Source organism: Streptomyces sp. NPDC050806, assembly GCF_055586425.1.
Map to the genome: position 1 here is coordinate 850,309 of NZ_JBVJIF010000002.1, position 24,763 is coordinate 875,071.

General features: G+C 71.9%; 17 protein-coding genes, 1 rRNA gene and 2 pseudogenes. 9 read left to right on the forward strand and 11 right to left on the reverse strand.

The window, feature by feature from the left end:
• Positions 1-40 precede the first annotated feature (40 nt).
• The gene (locus tag ACZ6WH_RS09230; protein WP_469727160.1) at positions 41-814 is read right to left on the reverse strand and encodes a sulfite exporter TauE/SafE family protein; all 774 of its coding nucleotides are present in this window, start codon (positions 812-814) and stop codon (positions 41-43) included.
• Positions 811-1,605, reverse strand: a complete 795-nt coding sequence (locus ACZ6WH_RS09235) for a GntR family transcriptional regulator (protein WP_469727162.1) — start codon at positions 1,603-1,605, stop codon at positions 811-813. Before ACZ6WH_RS09235 ends, ACZ6WH_RS09230 begins: the two co-directional genes overlap by 4 nt.
• A 379-nt stretch (positions 1,606-1,984) precedes the next feature.
• On the opposite strand from ACZ6WH_RS09235, the gene ACZ6WH_RS09240 reads away from it, so the two are divergent.
• Positions 1,985-2,593: a GTP-binding protein gene (locus ACZ6WH_RS09240; protein WP_469727163.1), complete on the forward strand. Its 609-nt coding sequence runs from the start codon at positions 1,985-1,987 to the stop codon at positions 2,591-2,593.
• A 244-nt stretch (positions 2,594-2,837) separates the two neighbouring features.
• Here the strand turns inward: ACZ6WH_RS09240 and glpK are convergent, their stop codons facing one another.
• From glpK to ACZ6WH_RS09255, 3 genes and pseudogenes are all read right to left on the reverse strand, one after another.
• The gene (gene glpK / locus ACZ6WH_RS09245) at positions 2,838-4,370 is read right to left on the reverse strand and encodes a glycerol kinase GlpK (RefSeq protein ID WP_432851212.1); all 1,533 of its coding nucleotides are present in this window, start codon (positions 4,368-4,370) and stop codon (positions 2,838-2,840) included.
• Between the two features lie 250 nt (positions 4,371-4,620).
• A complete protein-coding gene (locus tag ACZ6WH_RS09250; protein WP_361567626.1) occupies positions 4,621-5,388 on the reverse strand; it encodes an MIP/aquaporin family protein in 768 nt (255 codons plus the stop codon).
• 1,029 nt (positions 5,389-6,417) lie between these two features.
• Positions 6,418-8,259 (reverse strand): annotated as a pseudogene (locus tag ACZ6WH_RS09255) (bifunctional diguanylate cyclase/phosphodiesterase); the annotation flags it as partial.
• Between the two features lie 312 nt (positions 8,260-8,571).
• Between ACZ6WH_RS09255 and ACZ6WH_RS09260 the strand changes: the two are divergent.
• The 5 genes and pseudogenes from ACZ6WH_RS09260 to ACZ6WH_RS09280 all read left to right on the forward strand — a co-directional run.
• Positions 8,572-9,438: pseudogene (locus ACZ6WH_RS09260) on the forward strand (ABC transporter ATP-binding protein); the annotation flags it as partial.
• 72 nt (positions 9,439-9,510) lie between these two features.
• Positions 9,511-9,879 (forward strand): TOBE domain-containing protein, encoded by a 369-nt coding sequence (locus ACZ6WH_RS09265; RefSeq protein WP_469727225.1) that lies wholly within the window; start codon positions 9,511-9,513, stop codon positions 9,877-9,879.
• Between the two features lie 150 nt (positions 9,880-10,029).
• Positions 10,030-11,235 (forward strand): ABC transporter substrate-binding protein, encoded by a 1,206-nt coding sequence (locus ACZ6WH_RS09270; RefSeq protein ID WP_469727164.1) that lies wholly within the window; start codon positions 10,030-10,032, stop codon positions 11,233-11,235.
• Between the two features lie 190 nt (positions 11,236-11,425).
• A complete protein-coding gene (locus ACZ6WH_RS09275; RefSeq protein WP_469727166.1) occupies positions 11,426-12,253 on the forward strand; it encodes an ABC transporter permease in 828 nt (275 codons plus the stop codon).
• 141 nt (positions 12,254-12,394) lie between these two features.
• A complete protein-coding gene (locus tag ACZ6WH_RS09280; RefSeq protein ID WP_399704831.1) occupies positions 12,395-13,207 on the forward strand; it encodes an ABC transporter permease in 813 nt (270 codons plus the stop codon).
• Between the two features lie 66 nt (positions 13,208-13,273).
• On the opposite strand, the gene ACZ6WH_RS09285 is transcribed toward ACZ6WH_RS09280, so the two are convergent.
• From ACZ6WH_RS09285 to ACZ6WH_RS09300, 4 genes are all read right to left on the reverse strand, one after another.
• The gene (locus tag ACZ6WH_RS09285; RefSeq protein ID WP_469727167.1) at positions 13,274-13,624 is read right to left on the reverse strand and encodes an Mpo1-like protein; all 351 of its coding nucleotides are present in this window, start codon (positions 13,622-13,624) and stop codon (positions 13,274-13,276) included.
• Between the two features lie 32 nt (positions 13,625-13,656).
• Positions 13,657-14,517, reverse strand: coding sequence for a M15 family metallopeptidase (locus tag ACZ6WH_RS09290; RefSeq protein WP_469727169.1), 861 nt, complete (start codon positions 14,515-14,517; stop codon positions 13,657-13,659).
• Positions 14,518-14,596: 79 nt separating this feature from the next.
• Positions 14,597-15,646, reverse strand: a complete 1,050-nt coding sequence (locus ACZ6WH_RS09295) for a methyltransferase (protein ID WP_469727171.1) — start codon at positions 15,644-15,646, stop codon at positions 14,597-14,599.
• Positions 15,647-15,683: 37 nt separating this feature from the next.
• A complete protein-coding gene (locus tag ACZ6WH_RS09300; RefSeq protein WP_469727172.1) occupies positions 15,684-18,188 on the reverse strand; it encodes a glycoside hydrolase family 31 protein in 2,505 nt (834 codons plus the stop codon).
• A gap of 340 nt (positions 18,189-18,528) precedes the next feature.
• Here ACZ6WH_RS09300 and ACZ6WH_RS09305 point away from each other — a divergent pair, with 340 nt between their 5' ends.
• Positions 18,529-20,538, forward strand: coding sequence for an acetoacetate--CoA ligase (locus ACZ6WH_RS09305; RefSeq protein ID WP_469727174.1), 2,010 nt, complete (start codon positions 18,529-18,531; stop codon positions 20,536-20,538).
• Positions 20,539-20,716: 178 nt separating this feature from the next.
• The gene (locus ACZ6WH_RS09310; protein WP_469727176.1) at positions 20,717-21,712 is read left to right on the forward strand and encodes a hypothetical protein; all 996 of its coding nucleotides are present in this window, start codon (positions 20,717-20,719) and stop codon (positions 21,710-21,712) included.
• Between the two features lie 96 nt (positions 21,713-21,808).
• Here ACZ6WH_RS09310 and ptsP read toward each other — a convergent pair whose 3' ends face one another.
• Positions 21,809-23,479, reverse strand: coding sequence for a phosphoenolpyruvate--protein phosphotransferase (ptsP, locus tag ACZ6WH_RS09315; protein ID WP_432851175.1), 1,671 nt, complete (start codon positions 23,477-23,479; stop codon positions 21,809-21,811).
• A gap of 107 nt (positions 23,480-23,586) precedes the next feature.
• Positions 23,587-24,036 carry a PTS sugar transporter subunit IIA gene (locus tag ACZ6WH_RS09320; protein ID WP_432851174.1) on the reverse strand — a complete coding sequence of 150 codons (450 nt, stop codon included), beginning with the start codon at positions 24,034-24,036 and terminating at the stop codon, positions 23,587-23,589.
• 640 nt (positions 24,037-24,676) lie between these two features.
• Here ACZ6WH_RS09320 and ACZ6WH_RS09325 point away from each other — a divergent pair.
• Positions 24,677-24,763 (forward strand): 16S ribosomal RNA (locus ACZ6WH_RS09325); the annotation flags it as partial.

The window sequence follows — 24,763 nt, forward strand, 5'->3', positions numbered from 1 at the left end:
CCCGGACGCCCCGGGGTCCGGCCCGCCCGCGTACGCCCGCTCAGCCGCCGTACAGGGCCAGATACGGCGCCAGCGCGAACAGGGCCACCACCAGACCGGTCTTGAGCGTGCGCGCGGGCACCGCGCGGGCGACCCGCCAGCCGATCAGCACGCCCGCCAGCTCCGGCACCCCGACGAGCGCCGCCAGCGGCCAGTCGACCGCGCCGTGCGCGACGTAGCCGAGCGTGCCCGCGGTGGCGATGACCACCGACTGGGCCTGCGCGACGGCCAGCGCGGCCAGTACCGGCATCCGGAGCGCGACCAGCAGCGGCACGGTGAGCATCGGCCCGCCCACACCGAACACGCCGCTCGCCACCGCGACCCCGAAGCCCAGCGGGGCCGTCACCCGGGCCGAGGGGTACGCCGCCCCCGTAGGCGCGGCGCGCCGCTCGCGGTACCAGAGCAGTACGCCGACCAGCGCCACGAAGGCACCCAGCAGCAGCCCGAAGGCCCGCCCGGAGACGAGGGTGTTGGCCAGCACGCCGAGCGGCGTCCCGAGCACCGCCGCACCCGCCAGGACCCATGCCGTACGCCGTGCACGGGGCTCCCGCAGCTCGCCGGAGCGCACGTACGCGGCGGTGCCCAGCAGGCCCGTCGCCACGTGCGTGACGATGGCGGTGCCGGCGACCTGGGCGGGGGAGAGGTCCGTGAGGACGAACAGCCCGACGGTCGCGAGGACGCCGCCGGGCCCCACGGCCGTGATGCCCACCCCGGCGACCAGTCCGAAGAGGGCCAGCAGCACCAGTGTGGCGGTGTCGATACCGGCTGCCGTCACCGCTGCTCCTCCTGGGCCGGGCCGCGGTGCAACGTGGCGTGCAGGGCCAGCCGGTCCGCCCTGATGTGCAGCGACTCGGCGTCCACGGGGCGGCCGTCCGCGAGATGCGTGAGCCGCTCGATGGCGAAGACCGCGGCGCCCGCCTCCACGCCCAGCAGCGCGGCGGTGTCCGGGTCCGCGTTGACCGCGTGCACCGAGACCTCCGCCCGGCCCAGCCGCTGCCCCGAGGTCTCCTCGATGAGCGAGAACAGGTCGCGGTGCGCCAGGTCGCAGCCGAGCAGCGGCGTCCCGATGTCCGCCGTCAGGTACGTGGTGTCCAGGGAGAGCGGCAGGCCGCCCAGCCGGCGCAGCCGTTCGATGTGCACCGCGCCTTCGCCCGGGGCCAGCCGCAGCCGCTCCGCGATGGCAGCCGGGGGAGCCGGGACCGGGCGCGCGGCGCGTACCTCGTTGGTGACCGTCCCGTGCCCGGTCAGCGTCTCCGCGAGGCCCGCCAACCGGTCCAGTCCGTGGCCGTACTTGGGCATCATGACCGTGGTGCCCACACCCTGCTTGCGGGTGATCAGCCCTTCGTTGCGCAGCAGTCCCAGCGCTTCACGTACGGCGTTGCGCGACGCTCCGAGGTGCGCGCCCAGCTCGCTCTCCCCGGGCAGCACCCCGCCGTCGTACGCGCCGCTGGTGATCCGGTGGCGGAGCACGTCGGCCAGCTGCCGGGCCCGCTCGGCCCGGGGCCGCGAGGACACCCATGGCCCGTCGTCCCCGCCCCGCGCACCCGGTGGTGCTGTCTCCCGCATGCCGACTCCCTTCCGTGGCGGCATGTGGCGGCACCGTGCCGCCGCCGCGTCCTCCGGAGCCGTCGACGGTACCGCTGTGGCGTTACGCCAGAGTTACGCCACCCGTATTGACCTGCGTAAATGTCTGACCAGCGGGTTTGCCGCCGGCTGGGTGGCGGTCCGCCGGGCAGGGGTTCCGGAGTGTCGCACTCCGCACGCTCAGTGATCATGAGCACATCACACAGGGGCGGTGCCGGGCCGCAGGCTTGTCGTCGGTACAGTCGGTGCGGAACGATCCACTCCCACGCAGGAGTTGTCGTACTCCACGAGTTGTCGTCAGCCGCGACGGTGCGCCGGCCCGTCGCTGACGCGACACCACCTGAATCGGAGGAAGCGGTCAATGGTCTTCGGGCGCGCTGAGCGACGCCGCAAGCAAGCCGTCGAGCCGGTCACGCTCAAGATCCTGGTCGCGGGCGGTTTCGGCGTCGGCAAGACGACCCTGGTCGGCGCGGTGAGCGAGATCAAGCCGCTCCGCACGGAGGAGCAGCTGACCGAGGCGGGGCGGCCCGTCGACGACACCTCGGGTGTCGAGGGCAAGCACACCACCACCGTCGCCATGGACTTCGGCCGGATCACCCTCCGCGAGGACCTGGTCCTCTACCTCTTCGGCACCCCGGGCCAGGACCGCTTCTGGTTCCTGTGGGACGAGCTGGCCACCGGCGCGCTGGGCGCCGTCGTGCTCGCCGACACCCGCCGCCTGGAGGACTCCTTCGCCGCGATCGACTACTTCGAGCGCCGCGGCATCCCCTTCACCGTCGCCGTCAACTGCTTCGAGGGCGCCGACCGCTACCCCGCCGAGACCGTCCGCGAAGCGCTGGACCTGGACCCCGACGTCAGCATCGTGGACTGCGACGCCCGCGAGAAGGACTCGGCGCGCGACGTCCTCATCGACGTCGTCCAGCACGCCCTGCGCATGAGCGAGGAGCAGCACGAACCGGCGCTGTCCTGACCGCCGGGCCGGGTGACGGGCCTTCGCGCCGTCTCGCCGTCGGTCCGCCGCCGGGGCGTGCCGCCGCGCCGTGCCTGCCGTGCCGCGTCGCCCTGCCGGGCCTCGCGCAGCCGCCCCGCACCGGGGCCCGGGAGCCCTCCGACGGCGCCGCGCGGCCCGTACCCCGCCGTCCGGGGTACGGGCCGCGACGTTCCCGCGGGCGCCGTGCGGCGGCCCGTGGGACGCTCCGCTCGTCCTGCCCGCCCTACTCGCCGTTCTCGTCCAGCCAGCCGAAGCTGCGCTCCACCGCCTTCCGCCACTGCGCGTACTCCCGCTCGCGGACCTCGCCCGGCATCCGCGGCGACCACTCCGCGTCCTGCTTCCAGTGCGCCCGCAGCTCGTCCAGGTCCTGCCAGACCCCGGTGGCCAGGCCCGCCGCGTACGCCGCGCCCAGGCAGGTGGTCTCGGCGACCACCGGCCGGATCACCGGCACGCCCAGCACATCCGCCTGATGCTGCATCAGCAGGTTGTTGGCGGTCATCCCGCCGTCCACCTTCAGCGTCGTGATCTGCACGCCGGAGTCCTGGTACATCGCGTCCACGACCTCGCGCGTCTGCCAGCTGGTCGCCTCCAGCACGGCACGCGCCAGATGCGCCTTGGTGACGTACCGGGTCAGCCCGGTGATCACCCCGCGCGCGTCGGAGCGCCAGTACGGCGCGTACAGCCCGGAGAACGCCGGGACGATGTACGCGCCGCCGTTGTCGTCCACGCCCGCCGCGAGCGTCTCGATCTCGTCGGCGGAGCTGATGATGCCCAGCTGGTCGCGGAACCACTGCACCAGCGCGCCGGTGATCGCGATCGAGCCCTCCAGGCAGTACACCGGGGCCTCACCGCCGAGCTGGTACCCCATCGTGGTGAGCAGCCCGCTCTTCGACGGCACGGGCCGGTTACCGGTGTTGAGCAGCAGGAACGATCCGGTGCCGTAGGTGTTCTTGGCCTCGCCGACGCCGTAGCAGGTCTGCCCGAACACCGCCGCCTGCTGATCGCCCAGCGCCGACGCCACCGGCACGCCCGCCAGCTGCCCCACGGCCGTCCCGTACACCTCCGCCGACGACTTGATCTCCGGCAGTACCGCCTCGGGCACCCGCATCGCCGAGAGGATCGCCGGGTCCCACTGGAGCGTCGAGAGGTTCATCAGCATCGTCCGGCCGGCGTTGGTCACGTCGGTGACATGCGCCCCGCCGTCCGTACCGCCGGTGAGGTTCCAGATCAGCCAGGAGTCGATGGTGCCGAACGCGATCTCCCCGGCTTCCGCGCGCGCCCGCAGCCCGGGAACGTTGTCCAGCAGCCAGGCCGCCTTCGGCCCGGAAAAATAACTGGCCAGCGGCAGTCCCGTGGCGTCCCGGAACCGGTCCTGGCCGTCAGCCCCGCCCAGCTCGTTGCAGAGCGCCGCGGTACGGGTGTCCTGCCAGACGATCGCGTTGTGCACCGGCTTGCCGGTCCGCCGGTCCCACAGGACCGTCGTCTCCCGCTGGTTGGTGATGCCCAGCGCGCTGAGCTGGTCCGCACGCAGCCCCGCTTCGGCGAGCGCGCCCGCCACCACGGCCTGCACCTTGGACCAGATCTCGGCCGCGTCGTGCTCCACCCAGCCCGGCTTCGGGAAGATCTGCCGGTGCTCGCGCTGGTCGACGGCGACGATCGCGCCGTCCTGGTCGAAGATGATGCAACGGCTGGAGGTGGTGCCCTGGTCGATCGCGGCGACGTACTTCTGCGACTTCTTCGGCGTGCTGTCCGTCATGGCGTCTCCTCGGTGGGATGACCGCAGTCGGCGGGCCGTGATGCCCGCAGCGCCAGGCTGCGGGCGGAACGGGGCGGTCGGTAGGGCGTACGCGGATGTCGGCTTCTGTGTGCGGGGGGAGGTCGGCGGGACGGCGTGCGTACGGGGGCCGATCGGGGCCGATCGGGGGCGATCGGGGGGGCCGGCCCTGGGGCCGCCGCCGGGCCGGAAGGTCTGGGTCCGAAGGGGTCTGGGGCAGAGGGGGGCTGGGTCAGAAGGCCGCGTTGTAGATCAGCGCGGAGAGCACCGCCCCGATCAGCGGGCCCGCGACCGGCACCCAGGCGTAACCCCAGTCGGACGTCCCCTTGTTCGGGATGGGCAGCAGCGCGTGCGCGATACGCGGGCCGAGGTCACGGGCCGGGTTGATGGCGTACCCCGTCGGGCCACCGAGGGACAGACCGATGCCGACCACCAGCAGGGCGACGAGCAGTACGTTGATGCCCGAGCCGTACACCCCGCCGTCCGTGCCCGGGATCGGGCCGATGCCGATGCCCTTGTTCTCGCCGAAGAACAGGATCGGCAGCACCAGGCCGACGGTCGCGATGATCTCCGTGACCAGGTTCGCCACGGGCTTGCGGACCTCCGGCCCGGTGGAGAAGATCCCCAGCGTCGGCTGGGCCTTGTCCGCCTGCGAGTTGGCCGCGAACTGCGCGTAGTACACGCCCCACGTGAGCGCCGCGCCGATGAGTGCCCCGATGAGCTGCGCCGCCATGTAGAGCGGCACCTTGGACCACGGGGTGCCGCCCGCGACGGCCGAACCGAGGGTGACGGCGGGGTTGAGGTGGCCGCCGGACAGCGGCGCCGAGGTGTAGGCACCGGCGAGCACGCCGAGGCCCCAGCCGAACGCGATGGCCACCCAGCCGGCCGACTTCGCCTTCGAGTAGTTCAGGGTGACGGCGGCGCAGACGCCCGCGCCGAAGAGAATCAGGATCGCGGTGCCGATGACTTCACCGACGAAAATGTCCCCATTGGAATACATCTGCGGCTCCTTGGGCCCTTGCCCGGGGACGGACCCCGGTCCTCCGTGCAGGGTGCGTACCTCTCCCATGGCCCGGCCACATGAATTCCGGACGCGCCACGGTGTCCGTACGGGGCGGAGCCGACGGCCGTGATTCCCGCATGTCCCGCCCGGCCTCCGCGACGAGCGTGCCAGTGCGGCCGGACACCGGTGGGGCGCAGGACGGCGCGTGGCGACGCCACGCGGTCGGGGGAGCCTGCGTACGGCACGCCGACTGACACCGGAAGTGTTCACCGGCCGTCATGGAGCGTCAAGGACATGGACAGCAACGACCGGCGACACTCAAGGCGTGCCCCGCCCCACAGGCCTCGCCGCCCCCGGAACTTGCAGGCCGCGGGTCCGAACACCGCCCGACCGCCCGCCGACAGGGCCCCTCCCCGCCCGAACCGGTACCGGACCGCATCCGAACCGCGACCGTGGGATGGGGAAGGGGACGGGATGGGACGGGGATGGGGGCCGGGGTCGGGGTCGAGGTCGGGGGAGCGGTGCTCAGTACGTGGCGGGCAACTCCTCGCGGCCGTGCTTGCTGCGGGGGCGGTCGGCTTGGTCGGTATGGCCGCCGCGGCCGATGGCGTCGATGGCGTCGACGGGGCCGATGGCGTCGACGGGGCCGACGGGGCCGACGGGGCCGACGTGAGCGTGCGGCTCTTCGGCGTATGCCATGGGTGCCTGGCCACCCGGGTTTCCGGCCACGGGCCCGTACGTCGAACCGGTCGACGGGCTGACTGCAGGCTGGGTTGACGGGCTGACCGCAGGCTGGGTTGACGGGCTGACTGCCGGTTCGGTCTGCGGATGGCCCACGGCCCCGGCCCGGGCGGAAACCGTCGTTTCGGTTGCTCCGGTCGTTCCTACCGGTTCGTCTGCCCTGCCTGCTCCGCCTGCCCCGACTGTTCTGGCTGCCCTGACTGTTCTGACTGCCCCGGTCGTTCTGGCTGCCCTGGTCGTTCTGGTTGTTCCGGCCGACACCGGACCGGTCGTCGACGTCGTCGTCCCGGTCGGCCGTCCCCGGCGGACCTCCTGGTGCGCCGAACCGTGGCGGCTGAGCACCCAGCTCGCCCCCGACAGCCCCTTGGCCGCCTTCTTCAGCGGGGCCAGCGCAGCCGCGGCCTCCGCGTGCCCCGTGACCGTACCGGCCGGGCACACCACCGTGGCCAGCGACAGCGTCACCGTCCGCCCGCCCGCCGACCAGGGCACGTCCAGTACCGCCGCGGCCACCGCGTCCAGCCCGTCGGGGTCGGTCAGCACCAGGAAGTCGTCGCCCCCGATGTGCCCCACCCGGCAGGCCGCGTCCCCGCTCGCCGCCCGGGCCAGTGCCGCGCCCACCGACCGGATCAGTTCGTCCCCCGCCGCGAACCCGGCCCCGTCGTTGACCTGCTTGAACCCGTCCACGTCCAGCCAGCTCACGGCGACCGGTCGGCTCTGCGCGAGCCGCCGGTCCACCTCCGCGTTGACCGCGTCGGAACCCGGCAGCCGCGTCAGCGGATTGAGCCGTGCCGCCTCCTCCACCCGGCTCTCCGCCAGCGCCCGCAGGATGTCCGCCAGGTGCACCACCCCGATGCACCGGCCCCGCCCGTCCACCACCGCGACGTCGTCCCCCGTACGGTCCCGGTCGCCGTCCGCGATGACGTCGAGCACCTCCCACGCTGTCGCGTCGGCGCCGACCGTGCGCGGCCGGTCGCCCAGCCGCAGGGCCGGCCGGTCCGCGTACAGCGCGTGCCCGTACCGCCCGGACAGCGACAACAGGAACCGGTTCCGGTCCACCGCCCGTACGGGAACGCCGTCCGCGTCCACCAGCAGCACTCCGGAGACGTCCGGCAGCCCCGTGAGCCGGCTGCGCACCTCTTCCGCCGAGGCCGTCACCGGAAGCAGCGCGGCCGGCTGCACGAACTGCGCCACCGGCGGCCCGGCCGACGCCCCACCGTTCTCCAACGCCCCGCCGGCTTCCGACACTCCATCGACCTCCGACACTCCGTCGGCTCCCGACACTCCGCCGCCTGCGAATGCCCCGCCCTGCACGGGGCCGGCCGACATGGAGGGTTCGGGTGATACCGATGGCGCGGCCGATACGGAAGGCGACGTGGCCGATACGTGCGACGTGGACGACGTGGCCGACGCGGAGGGTACGAGCGGTGCGGGCGGTACCTGCGCGGGTACGAAAACCTCGGCCGCGGGCCGGCGCGCGGGAGGTGCGAACAGATGCCCCTGCCCGAGCTGCGCCCCGGCCCGCCGCACCGCCGCGTAACTCCGCTCGGTCTCCACGCCCTCCACCGCCAGCAACCCGCCCAGCTCGTCGCAGAGCTGCCGCACCATCCGTACCACCGCCGCTCGCCCCGGCCGGACGTCCAGGTCCGTGCAGAGCGAGGCGTCCAGCTTGATGATGTCCGGCGCCAGATCTCCCAGCAGGCGCAGCGGTATGTCCCCGTCGCCCACCCCGTCCGCGCAGATCCGGAAGCCGTCGGCGCGCAGCCCCGCGACCGTCTCCAACAACGCACCGGCAGGTACGTGGGTGTACGGCCCGGTCAGGTCGACGGTGACCTCGCACGGCCGCCGTCCGGACGCGCTCACCGCGGCGCGGAGCGCCGTCAGTTCGGGGAACTCGGCGGCGGTGGACGCGAAGAGGTTCACCTGGAGCGGCAGCAGCGTCTCGCGATGCGCGGCGTGCCGGATACCCAGCGCGGCCAGCTCGACGTCGAGGGCGGGGGAGCGGTGGGCCTGGGCGAGCACGTCCCCGCGCTCGGGACGGGCGAGTATCTCCAGCGCGGCGACGGAACCGGTCGTGAGGTTGACGACGGGCTGGTAGGCGAATCGGAGCTGGTCCGTCCAGGCAGGCACGCGGACAGCATGCCTCCCACCCGCCCCATACGCAGCAGGGTTCACGCGCTGTTCACGCACCCTTCCCCTGCGTAGGGAGAATGAGCCGCCCCCCCACAACCCACCCGACGACCACCCCAGCCGGGTGGCCGGGAGCCGGGAGCTGGGGGCCTGCGGCCGGTAGTTGGTAGAACCGGTCGAGCCATGGCTCCTGCCGCCCTCACCCTCACCCCCTGCCCTCGCCCTCTTCCCGCCTTTCGCCGGTGACGCGGGCCCGGTCACCCCGGTACAGTCGCCCGGCGCGATCAAGCCGTCCCACTCGGGGGAGACCGCATGGCCGACGACAACGCGACGCCCGGAGCGGCGGTCCGTCTGACCGCCCTCACCAAGGACTTCGGCACCGTACGAGCCGTCGACAACGCCGAACTCACCATCCGGGCGGGCGAGTTCTTCTCCCTCCTCGGCCCGTCCGGTTCCGGCAAATCGACACTCCTCCGCCTTATCGCCGGCTTCGAACGCCCCAGCTCAGGGCGCGTCGAACTCGCCGGTCGCGACGTCACCGCATTGCCGCCCCACCACCGCGACGTGCACACCGTCTTCCAGGACTACGCCCTCTTCCCGCACATGACCGTCGAGCAGAACGTCGCGTACGCACTCCTCGTCGCCGGCGTCCGCAAGGACGAACGCCGGGCCCGCGCCCGCGAAGCGCTCGCCACCGTACGGCTCGACGGCTTCGGCGACCGCCGCCCCGCACAGCTCTCCGGCGGCCAGCGGCAACGGGTAGCCCTCGCCCGGGCCCTCGTCGACCGCCCCGGACTGCTGCTCCTCGACGAGCCGCTCGGCGCGCTCGACCTCAAGCTGCGCCAGCAGATGCAGACCGAGCTGAAGCAGATCCAGCGCACCACCGGCATCACGTTCCTCCTCGTCACTCACGACCAGGAGGAGGCGCTGACGATGAGTGACCGGGTCGCGGTCCTGGACGGCGGCCGCATCGAACAGGTCGGTCCGCCCCTGGAGATCTACGACCGCCCGGCCACCGCCTTCGTAGCGGGCTTCGTCGGCATGACGAACCTGCTGCGCGGCGAGGCCGCACAACGAGTCACAGGCCGCCCCGGCACCTACAGCATCCGCCCCGAACGCATACACCTCACCCCCCTGAGCAACCCTCAACCCCCGACATCCACCACCACACCAGCGGAGGTGACCAGGTCACCGGAGGTGGTCAGGTCCGCGGAGAAGTCCACGCCAGCGGAGATGCCCGGGCCAGCCGAGATGCCCGGGCCAGCGAAGGTGGCCAGGTCAGCAGAGCAGGCCACGCCAGCCCCAAATCCCGCACCCGCCACAATTCCCGCACTTGCCGGTGAGTCAGCACCCGCCGGTGAGTCCGCACCTGCCGGAAAGGCCGCGCCGACCGCTGCGGAGCCCGCACAGTCCACGGCCCCGGCCGAGTGCTCGGCCACCGGCCGGATCACCGACATCGCCCACGCCGGACCGCACACCCGCTTCAGCGTCCGGCTGGACGAGGGCGGCGACCGCCTGACCGTACTGCGCCTGAACACGGCTCCCGCCCTGTCCGTCCGGCCCGACTCCCCGGTCCGCCTCACCTGGACCCCCGACGACGCCTACCCCGTCCCCAACTGACCGGCCTCGGCAGCCGGCCCGAAGCGCGCCCCGTCCCCTCGGCCGGCCCGACCATTTCGCCACGCGCTCTGGTGGAGTGAGCCCTTGATCCGCATACTGAGCGACGCTCAGCGCCTGTGTCTGACGCCGTGTGCGACGGGAGAGAACCGGATGCGCAACACGAACGTGTGGAAGGCCGCCGCCGCGGCCACGGCCCTGCTGCTGGCCGCCGGATGCGGCTCCTCCGGCGGTGGTGATGGAGGAGCCGCTCGGAGCGGCGGCTTCCATGCGCCCGACGTCCCCATGAAGAAGTCGCTCGGCAAGGGCGAGGGGCAGGTCAACGTCATCGCCTGGGCGGGCTACGCCGAGGACGGCTCCAACGACCCGAAGACCGACTGGGTCCACCCGTTCGAGAAGCAGACCGGTTGCAAGGTCAACACCAAGATCGCGGGCACCTCCGACGAGATGGTCTCGCTGATGAAGACCGGGCAGTACGACACCGTCTCGGCCTCCGGCGACGCGACTCTGCGCCTGATCGCCTCCGGCGACGCCGCACCCGTCAACACCAAGCTCGTACCGAACTACAAGGACATCTTCGCGGGCCTGAAGAAGCAGCCGTTCAACTCCGTCGACGGACAGATGTACGGCATCCCGCACGGCCGCGGCGCCAACCTCCTCATGTACCGCACCGACAAGGTCAAGCCCGCCCCCGACTCCTGGCGGGCCGTCTTCGAGGACGCCACCGAGCACGAAGGCAAGGTGACCGCCTATGACTCGCCCATCTACATCGCCGACGCCGCGCTGTACCTGATGAAGACCGAGCCGCAGCTGGGCATCAAGAACCCGTACGCCCTGGACCAGCGCCAACTGGACGCAGCCGTCGCACTCCTGAAGAAGCAGCACGCCAACATCGGCGAGTACTGGAGCGATTACCAGAAGGAAGTCACCGCCTTCAAGGGTGGCGACAGCGTCGTCGGCACCACCTGGCAGGTCATCGCCAACCTCACCGAGGCCGAGAAGGCCCCGGTCAAGGCTGTCCTGCCCAAGGAGGGCGCCACCGGCTGGTCGGACACCTGGATGGTGTCCGCCAAGGCCCAGCACCCCAATTGCGCGTACAAGTGGCTCGACTGGATCGTCTCGCCCAAGGTGAACGCCCAGGTCGCCGAGTACTTCGGCGAGGCACCCGCCAACGCGAAGGCGTGCGACGAGACGTCCGACCCCAAGCACTGCGTCACGTACCACGCCGACGACGAGAGCTACTACAAGCGCGTCCACTTCTGGACCACGCCCGTCAGGCAGTGCCTGGACGGACGGACGACCGTGAAGTGCACCGACTACGCGCAATGGACCCGCGCCTGGACGGAGATCAAGGGCTGAGAGGACCAGACCGGTGACCTCGCCGACGGGGCCCCAGCCGCCAGGCTCCTCGCCGACACGCCCCACGCCGACAGGGACATCGGCGACTGACCCCTACGCGACCGACACCAGTGCGACCGACCCCTGCACGACCGACCCCTGCACGACCGACGCCTCAGCGACAGGGACTCCCGCGAAGCCGGACTCCCGGGTGGGAGCGCGGCTGAGGCTGGCGGCGCTGCTCGCGCCACCCCTGCTGTGGCTCGGCCTCGCCTACCTCGGCTCGCTCGCCGTCCTCCTGCTCTCCGCTTTCTGGACCACCGACAGCTTCACCTCCGATGTCGTTCACGTCTGGAACACCGACAACTTCCGCACGATCCTGACCGACTCGGTCTACCGCACGATCACCCTGCGCACCCTCGGCGTGGCCGTCGCCGTCACCCTCATCGACGCCCTCCTCGCCCTGCCCATGGCCTTCTTCATGGCGCGAGTGGCGTCCGGGCGATGGCGGCGCGCCCTGCTCGTGGCCGTGCTGACGCCCCTGTGGGCCGGCTACCTCGTCAAGGCGTACGCCTGGCGCGTCATGCTCGGCGAACACGGCCTGGTCAACGCGGTACTCGCCCCGCTCGGCCTGACCGGCCCGGGCTACGGCCTGCCCGCCGTCGTCCTCGTCCTCGCCTATCTCTGGCTTCCGTACATGATCCTCCCCGTTTTCGCGGCCCTGGAGCGGCTGCCCACCCACCACCTGGAGGCCTCCGCCGACCTCGGTGCCGGCGCCTGGCGCACCCTGCGCCTCATCGTCCTGCCCGCCGTACGCCCCGCCCTGTTCGCCGGCTCCGTCTTCACCTTCTCCCTCAGTCTCGGCGACTACCTCACCGTCCAGATCGTCGGCGGCCGCACCCAGCTGCTCGGCAACGTCATCGCCTCGCAGGTCACCCTGGACCTGCCGCTGGCAGCCGCGCTCTCCGCCGTACCGGTCGTGCTGATCGTCTGTTATCTGGCGGCCGTGCGGCGCGCCGGAGCACTGGACTCACTGTGACCCCCCCCGTATCTCACATCGCCCTCTACCTCTGCACTCCGCCCCGATTTCCTTACTCACAGTGACAACGGTTCGCCGAACGCCCCGGTTCCCGTATCCAAAAACTCATTCCGCCCCCGGATTCCGTGAGGAGGACACGAGGTGCATCTGACCCGCACCGCCCGGCTCGTGCTCGGCGTGCTCATGGCCGCGGGGCTGGCGATCGTTCACGTGCCCCTGCTCCTGGTCGTCCTCAACTCCTTCAACGCCGACCGCTCCTTCGCCTGGCCGCCCAGTGGGCTGACCGGCGAGTGGTGGGTACGTGCCGTACACAGTCAGGGTGTGCGGGACGCCTTGTGGACGTCGCTGCGGGCCGGCCTCGCCGCCACCGCCATCGCCCTGGTCCTCGGCGTGCTAGCCGCTTTCGCCGTGCACCGGCACCGTTTCTTCGGCCGGCAGACGGTCTCGTTCCTGGTCGTGCTGCCGATCGCGCTGCCGGGCATCGTCACCGGCATCGCGCTCAACGCGGCGTTCCGTACCGTTCTGGATCCGCTCGGCATCGGTTTCGGCCTGTTCACCGTGATCGTCGGCCATACGACCTTCTGCGTCGTCATCGTCTTCAACAACGTCGCCGCCCGGCTGCGCCGCATCGCGCCCTCGCTCGCCGAGGCCTCCGCCGACCTGGGCGCCCGCCCCGCCCAGACCTTCCGTCACGTCACGCTGCCCGCGCTGCGGTCGGCCCTCTTCGCGGGCGCCCTGCTCGCCTTCGCCCTCTCCTTCGACGAGATCGTGGTCACCACGTTCACCGCCGGGCCGGGGACGAAGACGCTGCCCATCTGGATCTACGAGAACCTGGCCCGCCCGAATCAGGCTCCGGTCATCAATGTCGTCGCCGCGCTGCTCATCGCTCTGTCGGTGATCCCGGTGTACGTGGCCCAGCGGCTCTCGTCGGATTCGGCCGGCGGTCGGCTGTGAGCGCGCCCGCCTCGGCGGGCTGCCGCACGGATGGTGAAGAGGGCGGGGGAGCGGCCTCCTTCCGGTCTACTCCGCGTTCTCCGCGAGCCATTTGCGGGCGATCTCGTCCAGCTCGGCGTCCCGCCCCGAAAGCATCATGCGGATCATCTGCGCGTCACCGCGCAGCGACCAGGCCGGGTGCCCGAAGGTGGCCGGGTTGTTGCCCTCGATGAGGAAGTGCGCGGGCCAGGCCGTTCCGTATCCGATCAGCGGCAGCCCGAGCAGCAGCTTCCGGCGCCGCCGTATCAGCCCGTACGCCGAGACAGCGAGCCCGGTGAGCGTGCCCGTCAGGTGCACCCACCGGGTCGCGGCCTTCGAGTGCATCGCGACGTAGTACGGCCAGAACTCCTCGTAGCTTCCGAATTCCCGTGTCGTCATGCGCGCACGGTAGCGCCGGTCCGCGACGGCTGTCAGTGGCGTCCGGCGAGCGACTTCCGGGTGATGGGGAAGTCGAAGTAGGTGTCGGGGAACGTCTCCGGCTGGAAGGTGTAGTGCCACCACTCGTTCTCGTAGTTCACGAAGCCGGCCTTCTCCAGCCCGGCCTTGAGGAGCAGCCGGTTCTTCCGCTGCTCACCCTTGATGTGCGGATCGAGGGTGTGCGCCAGGGTGTCGAAGCAGTCGAACCCCGTGCCCATGTCGAGCGAGTTGTCCGGGAACCGCTCGTCCTGCGGGCCGTAACACGGGTGCAGCGGCTCACCGGGCACGTACGGGCGGGTGGGCGGCGCGGGCAGCTTCGCCAGCGTCAGGTCGATCGTGCTGCCGCGGCTGTGCCCGGACTTCTCGGCGATGTACCCGTCCTCGAAGAGCGTCGACTTGTCGACCTGGGGATAGAACTCACCCTTCATACGCTGGTCGTCCAGGTCCTTGGCCCACTCCACGAAGTGGTTCACCGCCCGCTGCGGCCGGTAGCAGTCGTACACCTTCAGGGTGTAGCCCTTCTTGAGGAACGACACCTGCGCCCGATGCAGCGCCTTCGCCGCGTCCCGGGTGAGGAGACACATCGGCTTCTCGTAGCCGGTGACCGGCACGCCCATGAAGTTGTGCGGCGTGAAGTACCGGATCTCCTGCCGGATCGTCGGATCCACGTCGCGCAGCGCCACGAACTCCTTCGGGGCCTTCGGATCCTTGGCACCCTCGGCCGGTGCGGCCGGACCGGAGGACGGCGTTCCCTGCGGCTGCTGGGCCTGCGCCCCCGAGGGCAGCGCGGCGACGGAGACCAGGGTGGCGGCGGAGACGGCGAGGCCGCGCAGCGCGGCAGCAAGTCTTGGCATGCCCATCGTCTACCAGGCCCGCCCCGGCCGGCGGAAGACCACCACGCGGGCCCGAGCGCCGCCTCCGGACCGGCGCCGGTCAGCTCACCGTCAGCTCCACGACCGCCAGCCGCCCCGCCGGACGGACCCCGCTCACCTCCAGCCCGGCCCGCCCCGCCAGCGCGGTCAGGTCCGTGACACCGCGCTCACGGCCGCCGAAGTACACCAGCATCCGCAGGTCCATCGCCGTGCTGACCGCCTCCCCGCCCGTGCCGAACTTCTCCACCACCAGGACCTTGCCCGTACGGCCGGCCGCCCGCGCACAGCTCCTCAGGATCGCCACCGCCGACTCGTCGTCCCAGTCGTGCAGCACGGCACACAGCAGATAGCCGCCCGCACCGGACGGCAGCTCCCCGAAGAAGTCGCCGCTCACCGCGTCCCCACGGTCCGCGACACCGGCCGCCGCGAGGGTGGCCCGCGCCGCCCGCACCGTCTCCGGCTGATCGAACACCGCGCCCCGCAAACCGGGATGGGCCCCCAACAGCGCGGCGAGCATCGTGCCGTTGCCGCCGCCGACGTCCACCAGCCGGCCGAGCGCTGCCCAGTCGTACACCGGCAGCACGGCCTCGGCCCACGAGGTCACGTCCACGGCCATCTGCGCGTCGTAGTCCGCCGTCCGTGCCGGATCCGCCCGCAGGTCGGCCCAGAAGCCCTGTCCGTACCGCTCGGGGAACGCCGCCGCGCCGGTACGGACCGAGTGCGACAGCTCGACGAACGCGAGGTCCGCCCGCCCGATCGCCGTAGCGGTGTCCAGCATCCGCCGCAACCCGCCCGGGTGGCCCTCCCGCAACTCCTCGCCCGCGACGGTGAGCTCGTACACGGACGAGGCGTCATCGGCCTGCCGGAACAGCCCGACGGAGACCAGGTGGCGCAGCAGCTGCTCCAGTGCGCCCGGATCGCTGCCCGTGGCATCGGCGAGCGCGGCCGCCGTCCGTATGCCGTCGGCGACGCGGTCCGCGAGCCGCAGCGTCGCCGCGGTCCGTACGGCCATCGGCGTCACCAGATCCGCCAGCTCCGCCGCGCTCCGGGACGCGCCGGCCACCGGCACGCCGGAGACGTCCCCGAGATGCTCCGAAGCCGCTGCCCCCATCACTGTCTCCGTTCGTCCGCCACTGCCGCGCCCCGTGTCATGCCCTGTCACGTCCCCCCTGCGCATCGGGTCCGACCTCACCCGTCTCCGCCTCGGAGCCTGCTCCGCGCACCCGTACCCGATAGCCCACCGGCTCGCCGTCCGGCCGGCTCACCACCACGCGCCCCGACTCCCACTGCGATTCCATCCGTTCAACGTCCGGACGCTCCCAACCGTCCCCGGAATCCGGCACGACCAGCCCGCCGCCCTTCCGTCCCGGACCCGGCGCCCAGACCTCCAGCTCCACTTCGCCGTCCGCGCCTGCCACCGGTACCACAGCGCCCGCCCGGGCCAGCACCGGAATCCGCGACAGCGGCGCATCGACCACCACCTGCCCGGGCCCCTCGTACACCCGTCCCGTCGCCGTGTCGTACCAGCGTCCCCGAGGCAGGCGTACGGACCGCCGTCGCGCGCCCTCCTCCAGCACCGGCGCCACCAGCAACGCGTCCCCGAGCAGAAACGCGTCCTCGCAGTCACGCAGCGCCCGGTCGCGCGGCGAGTTCCACCACAGCGGACGCACGTAAGGCGCACCGGCCAGCCGTGCCAACTGACCCAGCGTGTGCACGTACGGCAGCAGCCGCTCGCGTTCGAGGGCCGCCGCACGAGCGTGCGCCAGCACCTCGTCCCCGAATTCCCACGGTTCCCGGCGCCCCGCATCGTGCGCGCAGTGCGTACGGAACAGCGGCAGATACGCCCCCAGCTGGAACCACCGCAGGTACAGCTCCGCCGACGGCACCTCCGAACAGCCCCCGATGTCCGGGCCGCTGTACGGAACACCGCACAGCCCCAGGCCCAGCACCAGCGCCAGGGAGGCCCGCAGCCCCGGCCACCCGGTCGCCACATCACCCGACCACGTACCCCCGTAGCGCTGCATCCCCGCCCACCCGGAGCGCGAGAACAGGAACGGGCGCTCCTCGGGGCGCAGCTCGCACAGCCCCTCATAGCCCGCGCGCGCCATCGCCAGGCCGTAGACGTTGTGCGCCTCCCGGTGGTCCCCACCCCGGCCCTCCAGGGCGTGCCGCGCCGACCGCGGCAGCGTCGGCTCCCCGAACGCGACGAACGACGACGGCTCGTTCATGTCGTGCCACACGCCCGCGAACCCCTGGGCCAGCCGCTCCGCATACAGCCCGCCCCACCACTTGCGCACCCGGGCGTCCGTGAAGTCGGGAAAGACCGCCTCGCCTGGCCACACCACGCCCCGCACCTCGCGCCCACGCGCCTCCCGCACGAACGCGTCGGCGGCCGCCCCGCTCTCGTACACCGCGTTCCCAGGCTCCGCCTTCACCCCGGGGTCCACGATCGACACGAGCCGCACGCCCTCCTGACGCAGCTCCGAGGCGAGTCCCGGCAGATCGGGGAAGCGGTGACGGTCCACCGTGAACACCCGGTGGCCGTCGAGGTGATCGATGTCCAGGTGGAGAGCCGACAGCGGCACGCCGTGCGTCCGGTAACCGGCGGCCACCCGCCGTACCTCCGCGGCATCACCGAAACCGAACCGGGCGTGCTGATGCCCGAGGGCCCAGCGGGGCGGCAGCGCGGGCGCACCCGTAAGAGACGCCCAACCGTGCAGTACCCGGGCAGGCGTGCCCGTCAGCACCCAGTAGCGCAGCGGACCGCCGTCCATCCGGATCTCGCAGGAGCCGGCCCGGTCGTGCCCCGAGCCCCTGCCCTCCTCGCCCTCCTGCAGCGAGACCCGCCCGTCCCACGAGTTGTCATGGAACACCAGGTGCGTACCGGCGTCCGCGACGACCAGCTGCACCGGCATCGTCAGCGACAGCGGATCATCACCGGGCCCGAACGCGCCCCCGGGGTCGGTGTTCCACAGCCGGTACGTGCCGTCCCGCAGCCGCGGCCCGCCCGCCCGGCCGCCCAGCCCGAAGAACCGCGCATCCGCCGCCACCTCGGAGCGCTGCATCCACCGCGACTCACCACCGCACGACCCGGCCCGCACAGCCTCGCTGTCGCCCCCGGACAGTGCCTCCTGTTCCGAGAGACTCTCCTGGGCCGTACCGTCCTCGTGGCCCGCCTCCGGCGCCACGTCCCACCACCGGGGCGGCGACTCCCGGCGCAGCACCACACCACCCGGCGTACGGATCTCCACCGCGCCGAACCGCGACACCGCTACCGTCACCCGCTCCGAGACCACACGCCAGCCGCCCTCGGTGTCCGGCTCCAGCTCCGCCCGGCCGTCCGCCTCGGGGCCGGCCCCCACCAGCGCGTACGAAGGCTCCGGCGCCGCACCGTCCCAGCCGCAGAACACCGCGCCGCCCGCCGTCACCCTGATCCGCAGCGAGGACCGCGCGAACCGCACCACCCCACCGCCCGGCTGCGGCTCCGCCCCCACCGCCGCACCCGGAACCCGCGCCCGTTCCGTACCCCGCCGCGGCAGCCCCGCCGCATCGGCCCGCCTCCGCCGCAGCGCCGACCGTACCGACAACCACCCCTGCGAGGTGCCCACTGCCCTGACCGTCCGTGCCGACCGCACCAGATCCCGCCCGTCCATATCGCTCAGCCTGCCATCAGCGCACCCCGGTGAAAGCATCGTTCAGCTTCCGTTCACCTGCGTTGACCTGCTGTGTCCGCAAAAGAGACACCGCGCCCCGGGCCCTCTGACCCACTGCGGAGCGCGCCGCTCACCTTGTGTCCGCGCCACACACCATTCCCCCCGAATGTGGGGCGTCCACCCTGGTGCCGAAGACGATCACATGGCATCGTCCTGAGCAGTCGTGTCCTGCGCACCCCTACGGACGCGTCGGGCGCCACCGGACGAGGGCGACCGGCGGCACCGCCCACCGCGGCGCACGGACCGGCACACCAGCCGTGTACAGCCCGGGAGCCGCATGATGACCACCGCACCGCAGCCCGCACCCCACCCGGAGCCCCTGTGGCAGCCCGGCGCGGACCGTATCGCCGGAGCACAGGTCACCCGCTTCCAGGAATGGGCCGCCACCCACTACGGCGCGCCCGCAGCAACACAGGGCGACCCCGTCGCGAGCTACGCCGCCCTGCACCGCTGGTCCGTCGACGAGCTGAGCACCTTCTGGCGCGCCACCGCCGAATGGTTCGACGTCCGCTTCAGCACCCCCTACGACACCGTGCTGGCCGACGCCACCATGCCCGGCGCCCGCTGGTTCCCCGGCGCCACACTCAACTACGCCGAGCACGCCCTGCGCGCCGGTGAGGACCCCGCCAGGGCGGCCGACCCCGCCCTCCTGCACGTCGACGAGAGCCACGAACCCACCCCCGTCACCTGGGCCGAGCTGCGCGCCCAGGTCGGCTCGCTCGCCGCCGAACTCCGCCGCCTCGGCGTCCGCCCCGGCGACCGCGTCAGCGGCTACGTACCCAACGTCCCGCAGGCCGTCGTCGCCCTCCTGGCCTCCGCCGCCGTCGGCGCCGTCTGGACCTCCTGCGCCCCCGATTTCGGCGCCCGCAGCGTCCTGGACCGCTTCCAGCAGGTCGAACCGGTCGTCCTGTTCACCGTCGACGGCTACCGCTACGGCGGCAAGGAGCACGACCGCCGCGCCACCGTCAACGAACTGCGCGCCGAACTGCCCAGCCTCACCGCCGTCGTGCACATCCCCCTGCTCGGCACCGAGGCCCCCGAGGGCGCGCTCCACTGGGACGACGTCGTCTCCCGTGACGAAGAGCCGGTCTTCGAGCAGGTGCCGTTCGACCACCCCCTGTGGGTGCTGTACTCCTCCGGCACCACGGGCCTCCCCAAGGCCATCGTCCAGTCCCAGGGCGGCATCCTCCTCGAACACCTCAAGCAGGCCGGACTCCACTGCGACCTCGGCCCCGGAGACCGCTTCTTCTGGTACACCTCCACCGGCTGGATGATGTGGAACTTCCTCGCCGCCGGCCTCCTCGTGGGCTCCACGATCGTCCTCTACGACGGCAGCCCCGGCTTCCCCGACACCGGCGCACAGTGGCGAATCGCCGAACGCACCGGCGCCACCCTCTTCGGCACCTCCGCCGCCTACGTCATGGCCTGCGCCAAGGCCGGCGTCCACCCCGGACGCGACTACGACCTCTCCCGCGTCAAATGCGTCGCCACCACCGGCTCCCCGCTGCCCCCTGACGGCTTCCGCTGGCTCCACGACGAAGTCGCCGAAGACCTCTGGATCGCCTCCGTCAGCGGCGGCACCGACGTCTGCAGCTGCTTCGCCGGCGCCGTACCCACCCTCCCGGTGTACATCGGCGAACTCCAGGCCCCCTGCCTCGGCACCGACCTCCAGGCCTGGGACCCGCAGGGCAAGCCGCTCACCGACGAGGTCGGCGAGCTCGTCGTCACCAACCCGCTGCCCTCCATGCCGATCCGCTTCTGGAACGACCCCGACGGCAGCCGCTACCGGGACAGCTACTTCGAGATGTACCCCGGCACCTGGCGGCACGGCGACTGGATCACCCTCACCGCACGCGGCACCGTCGTCATCCACGGCCGCTCCGACTCCACCCTGAACCGCCAGGGCGTCCGCATGGGCTCCGCCGACATCTACGAAGCCGTCGAACGCCTCCCCGAGATCCGCGAATCCCTCGTCATCGGTCTCGAACTCCCGGACGGCGGCTACTGGATGCCCCTCTTCGTGCACCTCGCCGAGGGCGCCACCCTCGACGACGACCTGCGCGGCCGGATCAAGCAGACCATCCGCACCCAGCTCTCGCCGCGCCACGTCCCCGACGACATCATCGAGGCCCCCGGAGTGCCGCACACGCTCACCGGCAAGCGCATCGAAGTACCCGTCAAGCGCCTGCTCCAGGGCACCCCGCTCGAAAAGGCGGTCAACCCCGGCTCGGTCGACAACCTCGAACTCCTCCGGTTCTACGAGCGGATCGCCGCCGACCGCGCACAGTGATCATCCGAGCCGCCGGAAAGCCCTGTTCATGGTCGGTTCCGGCGGCTCACACCGGCCATTGTCAGACCCCTCGCTTACGCTCAGTGAGCAATGAGTCATCGGCGACGACGACTCCCGAGCGCGGACCGGCCCGCCGGCCGGCCCCCGCTCGCTCACCAGCGTCATCAAGGGGGAAACCATGGCCAGGACCGCACGCCGCACCCAGCCCGCCGACCGGCACGGCGGCAAACGACGTCACACCCGTCGCGCCCGCGGCCCCGCTAGCCGCGCCCGCCGCAGGACCGCCACGGCTCCACGACGACTGGCCCGCGAAATCCCCGGCACCCTCGCCGTCCTGCCGACGCCCGAGGACCTCGCGGCCATGAGCCGCTACCGCACCTTCCCCTTCACCGGCCAGGACCACACCGGCTACCTCCGCCGACTCGACGGCCTCCTCCGCACTCGCACCGCCCAGGGCCGGCACACGGCCCTCACCCTCTTCGATCCCGGCGAATACGCCACCTACTGCAGCGACACCGGCCTCGACCCCGACCGGCCGGAGAGCCGCGCCCGCTACACCACCGAGGTCGCCGCCACCGGCGCCATCGTTCCGTACAGCGGCCGACGGCTCACCGACACCCTGCCCGCGCTCCGCGACGAAGCCGCCCGCCAGGACACCTGGGACCGGGCCGGTGCCCTCCTCACGGCCGCCGGCCGCTGCCCCACCTGCGACGGCGACACCGCACACGACGCCTTCGAACATGCCTCCCAGGCCATGCTCCGACTCCTCGACGCCCTCGGGCCCGGCAGCCACCACCTCGTCTGCAGCGTCACCGCGAGCGACAGTGGCCCGCTCCTCGCGGCCGTGCACGCCACGGCGCTCCCCGACGGCCGCCTGCACCTGGCCGAAGCGGAAGCCCTGGTCTTCTGCACCGTCCTCGCCGCCGGCATCACCCTCCGCGGCCCCGGCGGCGTCGTCTCCCGCACCCTCGACGACCAGCGCGGCGACGAGGTCCGCGGCTGGTCCCTCCGCGGCAACTGGCTCACCGCCCTCACCGCGGCCGAGGTCTTCTCCGCGTACTGCACCGACGCCAGGACAGGCGACCCCCTCTCACCCGAACCAGGCGTCGACTACCTCCCCGGCATCGCCCTGCCCTCACCCACCTACGCCCACGAGCGCTGCGGGGACACGTAAGGGAGGGCAAACGAACCCGAAAAGCAGATGGCCGCCCCGCCACCAGGGCGGGACGGCCATCAAGACCACGGCACTACGCCGTTGAGCACGCTGCGCTCACTCGCCGGAGAGCACCGCCTGCGCCGCCAGACGCGCCTCCTCAGCAGTGTCCGCCGCACGCGCCGCCGACGCGGCACGCTCGCACTGCGCCAGCGTGTGCTTCGCCAGCGTCGCGCGCACGTAAGGAAGCGACGCCGCACCCATGGAAAGGCTGGTGACGCCGAGCCCCGTCAGCACACACGCGAGCAGCGGGTCCGAAGCCGCCTCGCCGCACACACCACAGCTCTTGCCCTCGGCCTTGGCGGCCTCGGCCGACGTCGCCACCAGGTCGAGCAGCGCGGGCTGCCACGGGTCCTGCAGCCGGGACACCGCACCGACCTGACGGTCGGCCGCGAAGGTGTACTGCGCCAGGTCGTTCGTGCCCAGCGACAGGAACTCCACCTCCTGCAGGATCGAACGCGCCCGGAGCGCGGCGGACGGAATCTCCACCATCGCACCGAACTTCGCCTGCAGCCCCGCCTCACGGCACGCGTCGGCGAACGCCTTGGCGTCCGTACGGTCGGCCACCATCGGGGCCATGACTTCGAGGTAGACCGGCAGCCCCTCCGCCGCCTTCGCCAGCGCGGTGAGCTGGGTCCGCAGCACATCGGGGTGGTCGAGCAGGGTACGCAGACCCCGCACGCCCAGCGCCGGGTTCGGCTCGTCCGCCGGCGTCAGGAAGTCCAGCGGCTTGTCCGCGCCCGCGTCCAGCACACGCACGACCACCCGGCCCTCGGGGAAGGCCTCCAGCACCTGGCGGTACGCCTCGACCTGCTTCTCCTCCGACGGCGCGTTCTTGCTGTCGTCGAGGAACAGGAACTCGGTACGGAACAGGCCGACGCCCTCGGCACCGGCCTCCACCGCCGCCGGCACGTCCGCCGGACCGCCGACGTTCGCCAGCAGCGGCACCTTGTGCCCGTCCGACGTCGCACCCGGACCCGTGGCGGCGGCCAGCGCGGCCTTCCGCTCCTCGGCCGCCCGCTCCATCTCCGCGCGCTTCTCGTCGCTCGGGTTGATGAAGATCTCCCCGGTGCTGCCGTCCACGGCCACCACCGTGCCCTCGACCAACTCGTGCGCGCCCGGCAGCGCGACGACGGCCGGCACGCCCAGCGCCCGCGCGAGAATCGCGCTGTGGCTGGTCGGCCCGCCCTCCTCGGTGACAAAACCGAGCACCAGCGACGGGTCCAGCAGCGCCGTGTCGGCCGGCGCGAGGTCCCGCGCGATCAGCACGTACGGCTCGTCGCTGTCCGGCACACCCGGCATGGGCACGCCCAGCAGCCGCGCGACGATCCGGTTCCGCACGTCGTCCAGGTCCGCGACCCGGCCCGCCAGGTACTCCCCGGCACCGGCCAGCAGCGCCCGGTACGCGGCGAACGCGTCGTACACGCCGCGCTCGGCCGTGCTGCCCACCGCGATCCGACGGTCGACGTCGGCCATCAGCTCGGGGTCCTGGGCCATCATGGCCTGGGCCTCCAGCACCGCCTGCGCCTCACCGCCCGCGAGGTTGCCGCGGGCGATCAGGTCGGCGGCCACGGCTTCCACGGCCTGGCGGGCGCGCCCCTGCTCGCGCTCCGCTTCCTCGGCGGGGATCTGCTTGGCCGGCGGCTCCAGCACCGCCGTCCCCATGTGCCGTACCTCGCCTATGGCGACACCGTGGCTCACGCCGACGCCTCGCAGCGTTGTCTCCATTGCACCCGTCTCCGTGTGATGCGACGGCCGGTGCCGCCGCGTTGAATGTCGTACGTGCCGTTCCTGCGTACCGTCTTGCGGTACCGCTGTACGGAACGGCGTCGGCGTCACTGCCAGCTGAAGAGCTGGTCCCCGGCCTTCACGTCGCCGTCCTCGCGCACGTCACCGAGCGCGTCGGCAGTGGCCTCGAGGGCGACGACGGGGCAGACCGGCGACTTGCCGGCCTCTTCGACGGCGGCCGGGTCCCAGCGGACGACGCCTTGGCCGCGCGTCACGGTGTCCCCCTTGTTGACGAGCAGCTCGAAGCCCTCGCCATTGAGCTGAACGGTGTCGATGCCCAGGTGCGTGAGCACGCCGTGCCCTTCGCCGTCGACGACGACGAACGCGTGCGGGTGCAGAGAAACAACGACGCCGTCCACGGGCGCGAGCGCCACGGAAGGCTCGCGGGCCGGGTCGATAGCGGTACCGGGCCCCACCATCGCGCCGGAGAAGACGGGGTCAGGAACTGCGCTGAGCCCGATGGCGCGTCCGGCGAGCGGGGACGTCACGGTGGTCATGGGAAGCCTCCCAGGGGTGGAGATCTATCAGGTCGCCGTCACTACCTGTCCCGGACGGCGCACCGGTCAGAGCGTAAGTCATAAGAAGTGGACACTCCGCACGACAGACGGGAGGCGCGATCATGCGTGTGAAGGGGTGCAGCTGGACGGCGGCCCTCCCCCGATTTGCCTCGCCCCAACCCCACCTGTACTGTCTTACTCCTGCCCCGGAACGAGGACGCAATCACTGCGGCCCGCGAAGGAAGCAGCACCCCATCAGTCTTGATCTGAGAATCTCGATCATTTCTGCATGCCTGCATCGCTTCTTGTGATGTGTGCATTGATGCGGAAAGGGACGCGGTTCGGAAGACCGAAAAGGCCTGATAGAGTGTGAAACACCGAAGGGAAGCGCCCGGAGGAAAGCCCGAGAGGGTGAGTACAAAGGAAGCGTCCGTTCCTTGAGAACTCAACAGCGTGCCAAAAGTCAACGCCAGATATGTTGATACCCCGTCTCCAGCATTCGCTGGGACGAGGTTCCTTTGAAAGTCCTGCCCGGCATGGTCCGGCGCAGGCACACACAGCGAGGACGCTGTGAACGGGTTGGACTATTCCTCCGACCTGTTCCGCTCTCGTGTGTGTTTCACCGGATTACCGGTAAACATTCACGGAGAGTTTGATCCTGGCTCAGGACGAACGCTGGCGGCGTGCTTAACACATGCAAGTCGAACGATGAACCTCCTTCGGGAGG